The organism is Aminobacter sp. MSH1, assembly GCF_003071665.1.
GTDB lineage: Bacteria > Pseudomonadota > Alphaproteobacteria > Rhizobiales > Rhizobiaceae > Aminobacter > Aminobacter niigataensis.
In genome coordinates this window covers 2,997,826-3,012,216 of sequence record NZ_CP026265.1, presented here as the reverse complement: position 1 = coordinate 3,012,216, position 14,391 = coordinate 2,997,826, and the positions used below count along the sequence as shown (strand labels likewise).

The 14,391-nt window shown below is 62.7% G+C and carries 10 protein-coding genes; 1 reads left to right on the top strand and 9 read right to left on the bottom strand.

Annotated elements, in window-relative coordinates; translation table 11 throughout:
- Positions 1-28: 28 nt before the first annotated feature.
- The 9 genes from CO731_RS14850 to CO731_RS14810 form a co-directional block, all read right to left on the bottom strand.
- Positions 29-2,590 carry an FAD-dependent oxidoreductase gene (locus CO731_RS14850; RefSeq protein WP_108607783.1) on the bottom strand — a complete coding sequence of 854 codons (2,562 nt, stop codon included), beginning with the start codon at positions 2,588-2,590 and terminating at the stop codon, positions 29-31.
- Between the two features lie 124 nt (positions 2,591-2,714).
- Positions 2,715-3,905, bottom strand: coding sequence for a hypothetical protein (locus CO731_RS14845; protein ID WP_108607782.1), 1,191 nt, complete (start codon positions 3,903-3,905; stop codon positions 2,715-2,717).
- Positions 3,906-3,927: 22 nt separating this feature from the next.
- A complete protein-coding gene (locus CO731_RS14840; RefSeq protein ID WP_245439872.1) occupies positions 3,928-5,340 on the bottom strand; it encodes an aspartate aminotransferase family protein in 1,413 nt (470 codons plus the stop codon).
- Between the two features lie 71 nt (positions 5,341-5,411).
- Entirely contained in the window at positions 5,412-6,419 is a 1,008-nt protein-coding gene (locus tag CO731_RS14835) for an NAD(P)-dependent oxidoreductase (RefSeq protein WP_108607781.1), read from the bottom strand.
- Positions 6,416-6,850, bottom strand: coding sequence for an EamA family transporter (locus CO731_RS14830; protein ID WP_108607780.1), 435 nt, complete (start codon positions 6,848-6,850; stop codon positions 6,416-6,418). The genes CO731_RS14835 and CO731_RS14830 overlap by 4 nt, the downstream gene beginning before the upstream one ends.
- A 106-nt stretch (positions 6,851-6,956) precedes the next feature.
- Positions 6,957-8,309, bottom strand: a complete 1,353-nt coding sequence (locus CO731_RS14825) for an FAD-binding oxidoreductase (protein WP_108607779.1) — start codon at positions 8,307-8,309, stop codon at positions 6,957-6,959.
- Positions 8,310-8,311: 2 nt separating this feature from the next.
- A complete protein-coding gene (locus CO731_RS14820) occupies positions 8,312-9,745 on the bottom strand; it encodes a UbiA family prenyltransferase (RefSeq protein WP_108607778.1) in 1,434 nt (477 codons plus the stop codon).
- A gap of 221 nt (positions 9,746-9,966) precedes the next feature.
- On the bottom strand, positions 9,967-10,233 hold the full coding sequence (locus CO731_RS14815) for a hypothetical protein (RefSeq protein ID WP_108607777.1): 267 nt from the start codon (positions 10,231-10,233) through the stop codon (positions 9,967-9,969).
- Between the two features lie 142 nt (positions 10,234-10,375).
- A complete protein-coding gene (locus CO731_RS14810) occupies positions 10,376-12,856 on the bottom strand; it encodes a mechanosensitive ion channel family protein (RefSeq protein ID WP_108607776.1) in 2,481 nt (826 codons plus the stop codon).
- Between the two features lie 194 nt (positions 12,857-13,050).
- Here CO731_RS14810 and CO731_RS14805 point away from each other — a divergent pair, with 194 nt between their 5' ends.
- Positions 13,051-14,310, top strand: a complete 1,260-nt coding sequence (locus tag CO731_RS14805; RefSeq protein ID WP_108607775.1) for a sarcosine oxidase subunit beta family protein — start codon at positions 13,051-13,053, stop codon at positions 14,308-14,310.
- The last annotated feature ends 81 nt before the right edge of the window (positions 14,311-14,391 follow it).

The window sequence follows — 14,391 nt, the reverse complement described above, 5'->3', positions numbered from 1 at the left end:
GCCTGCCACCGGCCCAACAAGCCAGTGTTCAGCTCCGCGGCTTGAGGTTCTCCGGGTCATAGAGCGGCTTGTAGCCGACGCCCGCGACCTCGACGGGATAGGTCTCGCCGAAATATTCGACATTCAGCCTGCGGCCTTCCTGGGCATAAGCGTGCGGCAGGTAGGCCAGCGCGATGTTCCTACCGATGGTCGGGCCAAAGGCGATGGAGGTCGTGTAGGAACGGCGGCCGAGTTCATCGACTAGCACCTCGCCAGTTGCCGGGTCCATGACCGGCAGCGTGCCGACCGGATAGCGCTTCACGCCGTTCCCGTCGGTGTTTTCGGTCATCACGAGCGTGCAGAGCATGGCGGGCTGGTGGTCGCGCGCCTTGTATTCCAGATGCTTGGCCTTGCCGCGGAAGTCGGCGTCCTTGACCTTCGGGCGGGCAAGATCGGCCTCGATGAGGTTGTACTGGGTCAGCAGATCCGCATTCTGCAGGCGCAGGCTCTTTTCCATGCGGCGCGAATTGGCATAGGTCTCGACGCCGAAGGCCATCACGCCGGTCGCACGCAGCGCATCCCAGACGGCAAGACCGTCCTCGTACTTCATGTGCAGTTCCCAGCCCTGCTCGCCGACATACGAGATGCGGAAGGCGGTGACCGGCTTGCCGGCGATCTCGATCTGCCTGATCGCCGCAAAGGCGAAGTTTTCCTGGTCGAGCCCAGCGGGATCGGCCACCACCTTCTTCAGCGTCTCGCGGGCATTCGGCCCCCAGATGCCGATGGTGATGAACTTCTCCGAAACGTCGGCAATCGTAACGTCGAGGCCGCGGTCCTCGGCGACGCGCTTCATGTAGTGGAAGTCGCGCGGACCGGCATCGGCGCCGTTCACGAGGCGGCAGCGGTCGGCCATGCGGAAGACGGTGAAGTCGGCGCGCACCATGCCCTCGTCGTCGAGGAAGTGGGTGTAGACGCCCTTGCCGATATTGCCGTCACCACCGATCTTGGCCGCGCAGAGCCATTCCAGCAGCTCGACATGATCAGGACCCTCGATATCCACCATGTGGAAATGCGAGAGGTTGACGATGCCGCAATCCTCGCTCATCGCCAGGTGCTCGGCGTTGGAGACACGCCAGAAGTGGCGGCTGTCCCACTCGTTCTCGCGCACCGGAACACGGTTGCCGTACTTTTCCAGCAGGTGCTCGTTGGCCTTGTAGCCATGCGCACGCTCCCAACCGCCCAGCTCCATGAAGTGGCCGCCGAGCTCGACCTCGCGCTCGTAGAAAGGCGAACGCTTGACGTTGCGGCCGGTGCCGTAGGGCTCGCGGGTGTGCACGGCCGGGAAGTAGATCTTCTGGGCGGCTTCGAAGGTGCGGCCTTCGATGAACTTCTCTTCCAGCTGGTGCGGGTAGAAGCGCGCATAGTCGATCGAATTGTGGTCGATCTCGGTGCGGCCGTCGGTCATCCAGTCGGCGATCAGCTTGCCGTAGCCGGGACCGTCCTTCACCCAGATGGCGACACAGTACCAGAGGCCGCGTACCTTTTGGCTCTCGCCGCAGGAGGCGCCGCCGGCTGCCGACACCTGAAGCAGGCCGTTGAAGGAATGGCTTTCATTGTAGCCGATCTCGCCGAGGATCGGCGTCAGCTCCATGGCGCGCTCCAGCGGCGCCATGATCTGCTCCATGTCGAGGTCGCGCTGCGACGGCGAAAGGCGCGCCTCGTGCTTTTCGAGGATTTCACGCGGATGGCAAAGGCGCGGATTGGTGGTCTCGTAATAACCCCACTCGATCTGGCCGCCTTCGGTGGTCTTGGGGTCGCCGGTGTCGCGCATATAGGCGGAGTTTCCCTGGTCGCGCAGCAGCGGGAAACCGATTTCCTTGCCCGTGCCCTCGAACTCGTTGTACGGACCGAAGAAGGTGAGCGGATGGTCGACCGGCATGACCGGCAGGTCTTCGCCGACCATTTCGGCGATCAGTCGGCCCCAGATGCCGGCGCAGACGACGACATGGTCGGCCATGATCGTGCCGCGATGGGTGACGACGCCCTTGATGCGACCCTTCTCGACGATCAGCGAGGTGGCAGGCGTGTTGCCGAAGACGTGGAGCTTGCCGGACTTCTCGGCAGCGTCGACAAGCTTGCCGGCGACGGTCTGCGAGCGCGGGATGACGAGGCCGGCGTCGGGATCGAACATGCCGCCCATCACCTGATCTTCCTCGATCAGCGGGAACATCGCCTTGATCTCGGAGGGCGAGACATAGTGCGCGCGCGTGCCGAACGCCTTGGCGGAGGAAAGCTTGCGCTTGATCTCTTCCATCCAGGTGTCGTCGCCGGTGCGGGCGACTTCGAGCCCGCCGATGCGGGCGTAGTGGCCCATCTTCTCGTAGAAATCGATCGAGTATTGCGTCGTCCAGACCGAGAGAAAATCGTGGCTGGTGGTGTAGCAGAAGTCGGAAGCATGCGCCGTCGAGCCGATGTCGGTCGGCACGCCGGACTTGTCGATGCCGACGATGTCGTCCCAGCCACGCTCGATCAGGTGATGGGCTATCGACGCGCCGACGATACCGCCAAGCCCGATGATGACGACCTTCGCCTGTTTCGGAAACTCTGCCATTGCCCTCGACTCCGAGATGATATTTTTGCCGGCAGACTATAGGGCGGTTCCGGCCGATTGCAGCCTGTTTGCGACATTGCCAAAGAGCCGCGCGACTTCGCGAAAAAGAGCGAGCCTGAGCGGTCTAGGCGCGTGCCGGCATGATATCGAAGCGCGGCCTCCACATCGCCACCAGCACCATGCTCATCGCACCGATGAAGACGAAATAGAAACGGTCGTCGGGCAGCGGGAAGCTGGCGAACTTGCCGAGCGTGCCGATTGTCAGCGCGAAGACGAGCGCGTTTTCACGGCCGCCTCTCGTCCGTCCAGCGCGACCGAGCAGCGCCCATCCGGCCAGCAGCAAGGCAAAGATCGCCGGCCATTCATTGTCCATCACGGCGACGACCGCACCCCTGATATAACCCCGGGCAAAATCGACCAGCGAAAAGTCCGGATGGAAGTTCGCCATCGAATTCTGGATCTGGACGCATGAGAAATAGAAATGCGCCCACCAGCCAGGATGGCCGCCGACCTTGGCGGCGATCATGCCCCCCGCCAGCGCGGCCACGAAGGTAACGAGAAGGGGAAAAACGCGCCAGCCGAAGGCGATGGCCGTCAGCAGCAGCGCAAAGACCAGGATGATATTGTCGGGCCGCAGAAAGACCGACGCGAACAGCAGCAAGCAGGCAGCGAGATCGCGTCTCCTGAGCAGCAGATAGATCGAAACGAACGAGACCAGTGACACCAGCATGTCGGGTACGACCGCCGTGGTCATGTGCGCGTAGTCGGCGAGCACCAGCAGCGGTGCGAGCACGAATGCCCCTTGCAGCGCGCCTTCCCTGGCCAACCAGTAGAGGCAGAACGCGCCAAGCGCCAGCGACGGCAGGATGCTCAGCAACATGGCGGCGTTGACAAGCCCGGCAATGGGCTCAAGCGCCCGCAAGATCGCGATGTAACCCACCTTCACCCGGTACATCGAAAGCTGCGACTGGAAATCGGCAGGGTTCTGCCATTGGTTGAGGTTGTACGGGTTGCCCTGTTGCAGCGCATAGAGCTGGGATTCGCTCGCGCGCTCGGAGATCAGCTTCCATGTTTCGGCATGAAGCTCGACCGGATCACTGTGGCGATCCTCCAGCGCAGTCGCGACATAGGCAACCATGTCCCAATTGTAGTCGGGCCGAACCAGCGCATAGACCGAGATGCCGAGGCAGACGACGGCAAAGAACGCGACGGCCAAGCGGTCGAGCAAGCGCCTGCTGCCCGCAGCCTGCGCGAGCGCGCGGGCGACGCCCGAGTGCAGCGCCCACCCCATCACGGTACCTTCGCTGGTCATCATCTCGATATCCCTGCAAGCCACTTCAGCTCATCTGGCTCTTCACGAAATCCTTGACGATGGCGACGATGCCGCGACCGAGAAGGCTGTCGAGCGACTGGATCAGCACGTCGACATCGCCACGGCTGCAGGTCAGCGGCGGCAGCAGGCGGACGACGTTGCGGTTGTATTCGGTGAAGGCCACGAGCACGTCGTAGTCGCGCAGCAGCAGTGCGCCCACGAAGCCCGAAAGAGACCCCTTCAACTTGTCGTCAAGCACGCTGACGACCGGTCGCAACACCATCGGCAGCGTCTGCGAAAAGTCGTGGAACTCAAGCCCGACCATCAGGCCCTTGCCACGCACGTCCTTGATGATCTTGGGATATTTCGCCTTGAGCTCTTCCAGCCGCTCCAGCAGGTAGGCGCCGGTCGCAGCCGAATTCTCGATCAGCCCCTCGTCGTAGAGCACGTTGAGCGTCTCGATCGCGGTGATGCAGCCTTCGCCGATGCCGCCGAAGGTCGCCATCGCGTGGATCATTGCCGTCTTGGGCGTGCCATAGGCCTTCATGTAGACGTCGCGGCGCGCGATCATCGCAGCCATTGCCGCCTTGCCGCCGCCGAGCGATTTGGCGACGGCGGTGATGTCGGGCACGACATCGTAGTGCTCGAAGGCGTAAAACCGGCCCGAGCGGCCAACGCCGCACTGCACTTCGTCGGCAACCCAGATCACACCATACTTGTCGCAGAGCGCGCGCAGCTTCTGCCAGTATTCCGCCGGCGCCTGGTTGATGCCGCCGCCGCCCTGGATGGTTTCGAGCACGATGGCGCCGATTGCCGGATCGGAGCGGAAGGCATTCTCGACCGCATCGATGTCACCGAAGGGCACGCGTGCGGTGTTGTCGGTCAGTTTGAATTCGCCACGATAGAGCGCGCCGTCAGTGATCGAGAGCACGCCCTTGGTCTTGCCGTGGAACGAGTTCTCGGCATAGACGATCTTGGGACGCGCAGGGCCCGCCGCGCGCTCGGCAAGCTTGACCGCCGCTTCCATCGCTTCCGAGCCGGACGAGCCGAAGAACACCATGTCGAGGTCGCCTGGCGATATCTGCGCCAGGTTGTAGGCCAGCGCCGAGGCGTATTGCGACATGAAGGCGATGCCGATCTCGTGGCGCTTCTCGTCCTGGAACTTCTTGCGCGCCTCGACGACGCGCGGATGGTTATGGCCAAGCGCCAGCGAGCCGAAACCGCCGAAGAAATCGAGGATCTTGCGGCCGTTCTGGTCGATGTAGTGCATGCCTTCGGCACGCTCGATCTTGATCTTGTGGAAACCCAGCAGCTTCATGAAATGCAGCTGGCCCGGGTTGAGATGCGCCTTGAACAGGTCGGTCATCCCGGCGACATCGAGCGTCTTGGCCTGCTCGACTGTCATCAGCTTCGGCTTGGCGACCGCCTTGGCCGCCATCGCGGGAGCACCGGCAATGGCGCGGGAGTTGGCTGCATCCGGCTTGGTAACGAGCGTCATGGTCATATCCTTCATTCGGCCGGGGCGTGGTGCGCGCTGGCCGCAACGCCGGCCTTTTTGGCGCGATATTCCTTGTAGGCGGCGATCAGCATGTCCTCGTCGCGGTACTTCGGCACCCAGCCGAGCTGGCGCCCGCCCTTGGTGACGTCGAGCACGCATTCCTCGTCGGCGATCAGGTACTGCTCGGGGTCCATGATCGGCATGTTCATGAGGTCGAGCAGGTCGAGCGTGCGCTTGACCGCCCAGGCCGGCGTCGGCAGCAGGATCGACTTCGAGCCGGCGTGCTTGACCAGATCGCCGAGAAGCTTGCGCACCGGCGGCGGGTTGAGCGAGCCGAGGTTGTAGGCCTCGTTGGGAACGCCTGACTTCCAGGCGAGGCGTGCCGCCTCCGCGCAATCGAACACCGAGATGAACTGGTATGGGTTCCGGCCTGAACCGATCATCGGCACGGGAAGGTTCCAGTCGATCAGCTTGAACAGCTTTTCCAGGATGCCAAGGCGGCCGGGGCCGATGATCAGGCGCGGCCTGAACAGTGAAATGTTCATGCCGCGATCGCGCCAGACCACGGCCAGTTCCTCGGTCTTCTGCTTCGACCAGCCGTATTCGCCAAGCGGCGCCACCGGATGCTCCTCGGTCATCGGGTAGGTAACTGTGTGGCCGTAGATCATGTCGGTCGTGTAGTGCACCAGCTTCGACGCACCCGCATGGTCCATCGCCTTGATGATGTTCTCGGTGCCGAAATAGTTGACCGGGAAGAAGAACTCGTGCCGCTTTGCCCTCACCTGGATCGGCGACAGCATCTTGGCCGACAGGTTGTAGACCATGTCGTCGACCTTGAGGCCGAGCGCTGCGATCGACGCCGGTTCGGTGACATCACAGTTGACGAAACGTGCATTGAGATAGTGCGCGAGCTCGCTCTTGACGATGTCGGCGACGATGACTTCCTCGCCGTCGGCGATCAGCCTGGGCGCAAGATGGCGACCGACGAAGCCGTCGCCTCCGAAAATGACGTGTCTCATCGCACGAGCTCGCTTGTCTTGGTGGGTTCTGTAGAAGCGGTGACGACCGTTTCGTCGTGGTCACGGCCGCTCTGGGCGATGAGCACGGTGCCGACGCAGATGAAGGCGATGCCGGCGATCCGCCAGGCATTCAGGTCTTCGCGGAAGACGAAGTATGCGAACACCGCGACGGCGACATAGGCCAGGCTGAGGAACGGATAGGCAAAGCTGAGCTCGACCTTCGACAGGACATAGAGGTGCGATGCCATCGAGATGACGAAGGTCAGAAGCCCGGCAAAGACCCACGGGCTGAAAACGATCTGGAGCAGCTTTACCAAGGGATTTGCACCCTCGAACGATACCGCCCCAAGCGACATCATGCCCTGCTTGAGCATCAGCTGCGCAGCTGCGTTGGTCATCACCGTAAAAAGAATGAAGGGCAGGTATTTCATTGCTTTATCCGTTCTCTTCGCAGGCTAGCAGCAAGCCGCGAATATTCCGTGAAACTTTCTATACAATTTGAGACACCTGCGCGTTTCCTTGGCGATCGCCTGAGACCTACTCGGCTGCTTGCGCCGCCTCACCTTTGCGCGCGCCCAGTCGCCCCGCGGTGCGGGCCCAGAAATCCGACATGAAGGCGGGATCGCGCATCGTCTCCAGCCGCTGCCAATCCGGAAAGGAGGCGGCGAATGTCGCGGCCGACATGCGCGCGTCCTTGTACGGATTGACCGCACCGCCGGCGCGAACCGTTATCCGGTCGAGTTCGGCCAGAAGCTTGAGCGTGCACTGGCCATGGTTGGGAAAATCCAGCGTCAGCGTATAGCCGGGCCGGGCAAACGACATCAGCGCCGGCGAGCGCTGTGCCCCGAAACGCTTGAGCACGGTCAGGAACGAACCCTGTCCCGCATGGCGGGTCGCCGCCAGCAATGCCGATATGGTCTCGCGCGCGACCTCGACAGGCACCACGCTCTGGTGCTGGAACAGCCCATTGGGACCGTAGAGCCGGTTCCAGCCGGCCACGCTGTCGAGTGGAAAGAAGAACTTCCGGTAGCCTGACTGGCTTGCAGCGACCCGACCGCGCCGCCAGCCATAGGCGGCGTTGAACAGCTTCAGGAACGGCCGGTTGAGCAGGGTCAGCGGCGGCTGGAATGGCACCGACAATCTTGCCGCTCCCAGCTCGGCCGCGCGCGCGCCATGGGGCGCGTGGTTGCCGGCGAGCAAAAGGCCGCGCCCGGCGCTTTTGCCGCCCGCCAACTGGTCGATCCAGGCGACAGCATATTCGTTGTCGCGGTCGGCAGCTTCCGCCAGATCGAAATATTCATCCAGGCTGCCGAACGGCTTGACCGTCTCGGCGATGTCGAGCGACTGCACGCGCATCAGACGGATGGCGGCGGAAAGAATGATGCCGGTCAGCCCCATCCCGCCGATCGTCGCCCAAAACAGCCGTGCATTCTCCGTAGGTGAACAGGCATAGGTGCGGCCATCGGAGCGCAGCAGCGTCAGACGCTCGACATGGCAGCCGAAGCTGCCGCGGCGGTGATGGTTCTTGCCGTGGACGTCGTTGGCGATGGCGCCGCCGAGGGTGACGAACTGGGTGCCGGGCACCACGGCGGGGAAAAAGCCGTGCGGTGCCCCGGCCGCGATAATGTCGGCGAGCAGCGCCCCTGCCTCGGCCTCGAGCACGCCGGTCTCGGCGTTGAAGGAAAGGATCCGATGGTGCGGCCGCATGTCGACGACGGCGCCGCCGCTGTTCTGGCAGCTGTCGCCATAGCTTCGGCCGTTGCCATAGGCGAGCAGTGACGCGGCGCGCACCGATCCGCTGGTCAGCATCTGCATCGCCTCGGCCACGTCGATTGCACTGCGTGCGCCTGGGTTGGCGCGGCCGAAACTTTGGTAGTCGCAAGCCGCCATGCTCACCACCCCGCGACCAGAAGCAAGGCAGCGCCGATGAGAACCACGATCTGGCTGCGCCAGTCGCGAATGATGAAGACGACAGGATCGTCGTGCAGTTCGTCGCGGCGGGCGAGGATCCAGACGCGCATGGTGAGGTAAAGGACGATGGGCGCCAGCGGCCACATCAGCCAGGGCTGGCGGTAAAGCTCGCGCACGGCACTGCTGTCGATGTAGAGCGCCAGAACCAGCACCGACGAAAACGCCGACGCCATCCCCGCCTGCGCAACGATCTCCTGATCCTCGATGCGGTAGCCGCGCCCGGCAATGCGTTCGCCGACGTTCAGCGTCGACGAGCGCAGTTCGACGTAGCGCTTCACCAGCGCCAGCGACAGGAAGAAGAAGATCGAAAAGGCAAGCAGCCAGAACGACACGTCGACGCCGGTCGCTGCCGCACCCGCCAGGATGCGCAGGGTATAGAGCCCCGCCAGCGTCAACACGTCGAGCAGCAGCATGCGCTTGACCGACAGGGAATAGGCGGTCGTGGCGATCAGGTAGATGAGCAACACGGCGACGAATTCGATCGACGTGAAGGCAGCCGTCACCAGGCTGACGACGAGCAGGATAGCTGCCGAGGCGAGCCCGAATGGTATCGACAGCTTTCCGCTGGCGAATGGCCGATCGCGCTTGGTCGGGTGCGACCTGTCGAGTGTCAGGTCGAAAAAGTCGTTGATGATGTAGATGGCCGATGCAGCCGCACAGAACGACATAAACGCCAGCAAGGCCGGCACCAGCATGTCGACGTTGAAATATTTGTGCGCCAGCACCAGCGGCACCGCAATCAGTGAATTCTTGAGCCACTGGTGGACACGCAGCATCTTGAGGATCGTGCGCACGTCCGGCTTCGGCACGGCGACAAGTTCGGAACCGTGGCTTGCCTGCCAGCGCGCGGCGGCGCGGTCGGGTGCGACGACGATCGCCTCGCGCGCGGCTTCGAATACCTTGAGATCGTGGCGGCTGTTGCCGGCATAGTCGAAACCGCCGTCGCCATAAGCCGCCACCAGAGCGTTGCGCTTGCGCTCGGAGGTCAGGTTCTCGTCGCCGTCGCTGGCAAGCACCGCATCGAACAAACCGAGATGCCGGGCAATGGCGTCGGCAAATTTGCGCGGAGTGCCGGTGGCGAGCACGACCTTGCGGCCGTTGGCCTGCTCGTCGCGGAGCCGTTTCAGGACTTCGGGTCTGTAAGGCAGCGTTGCCGGATCGATGTTGACGGCCGATGCAATCGCCTGCTTCAGCCGGGCTGGCCCCGAAAGCAGCCAGAACGGCACCAGAAAGATGCTGAGGGGGTTCTTCTTGAGAAGGGCAAACAAGCCTTCCCAAAGCAAATCGGTCGCAATCAGCGTACCGTCGAGATCGACCGCGAGCGGTATTGCGCTGTTTTCTGATCGCGCGTCCATCGATATGCCTGCCCTGCCCTTGCCGGACGGCATCAACCCTCCGGACCCCCACCAGTACGCTATAGCGGGCAGCCGGATTCGGGATGGTTAAGGTGGCAGCCGAATGCTGGAGGCGCGCCAGTCATTTCCTCGGTCATGCTTAAACAGACATTAGCGAAATACGGAAAAGGCCGAGCATCCGCCCGGCCTTTCGATCAGTTCACCAGCGATGGCACGCGATCTTACTTGATGCGGGCGACGCCGCCCGAGATCTCCACCGTTTCCGCACCGGTCAGCGCTTCGCGGTCGCCATTGGGCATCGTCACGAAGCAGCCATTCGAGCAGAATTCGACCGTTTCGCCGGCGGCAAGAGCGAGTTCCGTCTTGGAACCGCCCTCCGTCACGATCAGCGTACGCGGCTCGGCATCCAGGTTTACCGCGCTCGCGGCATGCGCCGCGCCCGACATGGCCAGGAAGAGCGCGCCTGCGGCGACAAGAAACCTATTCATTCTCATCATCGGTGTTTCCACCGCCTCTGTTCATTTTCGCAAGGCATTCTCGCCGTTTGCAAGGGAGCTTATATGAGTTCGAAGCTGAACGGCAACTGAATGCCTTGTTCATGCCACAATTGGTTAGCGCAGCCCCACCGTTTCATTCCGGATCGGTTTTTTTCCTTCCCGGCTTGCGCCTGGCGGCAGCTTCGTCAGCCCGTTTGTTGCGCGCTTCTTCCACCTCCGCGACCAGCGCTTCGGCCTGTTCGTCATCGGCCGGCCATTTCTCGGCGGGCTTGATGTCGTGCGCGCGCGGTGTCGACGGGATATCGATATGCTCGCGCTCGAATGCCTCCAGGATGGCGAAGCGAATGTCGTTCTGGACAGCATTGCTGCCTGTGACATCCGCGAGGAAGAAGCGTATCTCGAACTCCAGCGCCGCCGTGCCGAAATTGGCAAACAGCACGAAGGGTTCCGGATTCTTCAGGATCATCGGATGCGCCCGCACGATGTCGAGCAGGACATCATGGGCGCGCTTGACGTCCGAGTCGTAGGCGACGCCAACCTTGATATCGACGCGGCCGAGCTTGTTGCGATGGGTCCAGTTACCGACGGCGCTGTTGATCAGGTCGGAATTCGGCAGGATTACCGACTGGCGCTGGAACGTCTCGATCTCGGTGGCACGCACGCTGATCTTCTTGACCGTGCCCGAGACCTGGCCGGCAACGATCCAGTCGCCGACCTTGAACGGCCGCTCGGCAAGCAGGATCAGGCCCGAGACGAAGTTGGACACCACGTTCTGCAGGCCAAAGCCGATGCCGAGGGAAAGCGCACCGGCAACGAGCGCGAGATTGGAAAGGTCGATACCTGCCGCCGACACGGCGATCAGCCCGGCAATCGCCACGCCGGCATAGCCGACGGCCAGCCGGATCGAGTTGCGCACGCCGGCATCGACCTTGCCGCGCGCCATCACCGAGCCATCCAGCCAGCCCTGGAACCAGCGCGTGACGAAATAGCCGATGGCAAAGACCAAGACGCCCGAAAGAAGGCCGGCGGGCGAGAACGTGAAGCTGCCGATCTGGAAACCGGAGCCGATGCGATAGAGCCAGGTGACCATGTCGCCTGGCTGGAATCCCCATGTAAACAGGATCAGCGGCACGCCGACGATCAGCACCAGCAGATTGATGACCATGCTGGTGACGAGGCCGAGCTGATCGAGCGTCGCATCGTCGAGGGTGAACATCCGCTTGATGCGGCGTCCGACCGTCGTCTTGATGAACGCGTCTTCCTCGTTGATCGCCTGGGACGACAGGAAGCCGATATACATCGTCGCAAGGATGGTGCCGGTCACGACGATCTGCTGCGAAACGAAGCGCGCCAGGCCGATGTAGCCCAGCAAGGCCGCGGCGATGGTGACGCCACCCAGGGCAAGCACGATATAGCGGAAGAGGCGCGGCCATGGCTTCGGACGGCCGTCCTCATCGACGAACGGTCTGACCAGCCCGATGAGGATGACCAGTACGCCGATCACCACGGTCGACGTCAGCGCCTCGCCCACCGTCAAAGCCACCGGTGAACCGAGCACCTGGTAGACCGAGCTCAGGAAATAATCGAGGCCGGTGAAGAAGGAGGTGGCCGTGATCAGCAGCATCAGCCAGCGCGCAGCACCGCTTTCCACCGGAATCAGCCGCCATTTGGGCAGCCGGGGCGAAAGCACGGCCATGCCCAGGCGCGAGACGAAGAAGACGATGGCGATGACGTAAAACAGCGACCACAGCATTGCGCCGATGTCGCCGCGCAGCACTTCAAAATAGTCGAACAGGTAGTAGGTGACGCCAAGGAACGCGACGAGGGCCGCCGACTGCATCAAGGTCGACCAGAAGGCGACCGACAGCCTGCTGAGATAGGACGGCTCCTCGACCCTGCCGTCGGGCTCGAACATCCGGCCGAACATGCGACGGCCACCGACGATGATGACAGCCGCGGCGGCCAGTGCAAAGAAGGTAGCAGCAAGCATCGATTTGAGCTTGAAGCTGGCGACAAAACGAACCCAGGACGAGACCGTGCGGTAGAGGTCGCTCATCTCGGTCTTGAATGCGTCGATGACCTCGAAGGCCAGCGCGAAATTGATCTGGTAGCGCTTGGTCAAAAGGTTCTGGAACAGGTCGCGCCGTACCTCGGTGATCTGGCTGATCAGCTTGTCGATACGGATCGAGAGATTTTCGGCGACGCCGAGCACAGCGTTGATCTCGGTCTTCTCCGCGGTCAGGCTTTCCCGCTCGCTTGTCACCACCGCAGGTTCAGGCGGCTGGCCTTCCACCGGTGGCTTGCCAAGCTGCTCCAGCCGCGTGTTGATTTCGGTCAGGCGCGGACGGAATGCGACGCCGCTTTGCAGCAGCTCGCGCGACAGCTGCTCGAGTTGAAGGCGGATATCGACAAGGCCGGCATCGTCCTCGGCGCTGGCATCCATTTTCTTCTGCAGCGCATCGACCTTGGCCGACAGGCTGGTGATGACTTCCTGCTGGTCGGCAATGACACCGGCCGGCGCTTTGCCGAGATCCTGCGCGACGGCCTGCGACAGCAGCACCGCTGCGAGAACGAACAGGGTGGCGCCGATGCGCCGGACTGCGGAGAAAAGCATGGTTTGTCAGCGACTCACGGTCTGTTTGCCAAGTTCACGGCGTGCCATTGATAAAGATGGCCAACCTGCCGGGCAAGCCGGCCGGATGGGCTGGTGGGAAAGTCGGCCTAGCGAAAAGCAATGGCGGAATATTGGCTTTGAATTCTGGAAGCTGCCTGTAGTGTCCGCACACAGCCCATAGGATGATTTGCAGGATGGCGGAATATTCGGCCTTTTCGCTTCTCAGGAACGCGCTCAGCGGAAACCGCGACTGGAAACCGGCATGGCGCAAGCCAAGCCCCAAGGCATCCTATGATGTGGTGATCATCGGCGGCGGCGGGCACGGGCTGTCGACAGCCTACTATCTCGCCAAGGAACACGGCATCACCAATGTGGCGGTGCTGGAGAAAGGCTATCTCGGTTCCGGCAATGTCGGCCGCAACACAACAGCTGTCCGCTCCAATTACTTGCTGCCGCAGAACACCCGTTTCTACGAACATTCGATGAAGATGTGGGAGAACCTCTCCCACGAACTGAACTACAACGTCATGTTCTCGCAGCGCGGCGTCCTCAACCTCGCGCACACGCCGGGACAGCTCGACGACCTGGCACGCAAGGGCAACGCCATGCGCCATCTCGGCGTCGATGCGGAGCTGATGACCCCGGCCCAGATCGGCCGCCGCGTGCCCGGACTAGACATGTCGCAGTCGGCGCGTTTCCCCGTCTATGGCGGACTGATCCAGGAGAGCGCCGGCACCGCACGGCACGACGCGGTTGCCTGGGGCTACGCCCGCGGTGCCGACCGACGCGGCGTCGACATTATCGAGAACTGCGAAGTCACCGGCTTCCTGCGCGACGGTGACCGGGTCACCGGCGTCACCACCAGCCGCGGCGAGATCCGTGCCAGGAAGGTGGCCGTCGCGGTTGCCGGCAGCACCGGACGCGTCATGCAGCTTGCCGGCATCGAGCGCATGCCAATCGAGAGCCACGTACTCCAGGCCTTCGTGTCGGAATCGCTGAAGCCATTCCTGGACACGGTGGTGACCTTCGGCATGGGCCATTTCTACGTCGGCCAGTCCGACAAGGGCGGCCTGATCTATGGCGGCGATCTCGACGGGTACAATTCCTACGCCCAGCGCGGCAGCCTGCCGATCGTCGAGGAAGTGATGAGCGAAATGCTGGCACTGTTTCCGTCGCTCGCGACGGTCCGTGTGCTGCGTTCATGGGGCGGGGTCTGCGACATGTCGATGGACGGCTCGCCCATCATCACCACTGGCCCCCTGCCCGGCATGTATCTCAATTGCGGCTGGTGCTACGGCGGCTTCAAGGCGACGCCGGCCTCCGGCTTCTGCTTTGCCCACACCATCGCCAGGGACGCGCCGCACGACCTGAACGCGCCCTTCACGCTCGACCGTTTCAGCCGTGGCACCGTCATCGACGACAAGGGCCAGGGTCCGACACCGCGGATGCATTAGAGCATGATCCCGAAAAGTGGAAACCGGTTTTCGGAAAAGATCATGCTCCAACAAATAGTTAGAACCCCATTCCGATGCAAT

Bases quoted from the DNA above. Each gene is read 5' to 3' on its own strand.
- CO731_RS14850 (WP_108607783.1), bottom strand. From the start codon at position 2,590: ATGGCAGAGTTTCCGAAACAGGCGAAGGTCGTCATCATCGGGCTTGGC.
- CO731_RS14845 (WP_108607782.1), bottom strand. From the start codon at position 3,905: ATGATGACCAGCGAAGGTACCGTGATGGGGTGGGCGCTGCACTCGGGC.
- CO731_RS14840 (WP_245439872.1), bottom strand. From the start codon at position 5,340: ATGGCGGCCAAGGCGGTCGCCAAGCCGAAGCTGATGACAGTCGAGCAG.
- CO731_RS14835 (WP_108607781.1), bottom strand. From the start codon at position 6,419: ATGAGACACGTCATTTTCGGAGGCGACGGCTTCGTCGGTCGCCATCTT.
- CO731_RS14830 (WP_108607780.1), bottom strand. From the start codon at position 6,850: ATGAAATACCTGCCCTTCATTCTTTTTACGGTGATGACCAACGCAGCT.
- CO731_RS14825 (WP_108607779.1), bottom strand. From the start codon at position 8,309: ATGGCGGCTTGCGACTACCAAAGTTTCGGCCGCGCCAACCCAGGCGCA.
- CO731_RS14820 (WP_108607778.1), bottom strand. From the start codon at position 9,745: ATGGACGCGCGATCAGAAAACAGCGCAATACCGCTCGCGGTCGATCTC.
- CO731_RS14815 (WP_108607777.1), bottom strand. From the start codon at position 10,233: ATGAATAGGTTTCTTGTCGCCGCAGGCGCGCTCTTCCTGGCCATGTCG.
- CO731_RS14810 (WP_108607776.1), bottom strand. From the start codon at position 12,856: ATGCTTTTCTCCGCAGTCCGGCGCATCGGCGCCACCCTGTTCGTTCTC.
- CO731_RS14805 (WP_108607775.1), top strand. From the start codon at position 13,051: ATGGCGGAATATTCGGCCTTTTCGCTTCTCAGGAACGCGCTCAGCGGA.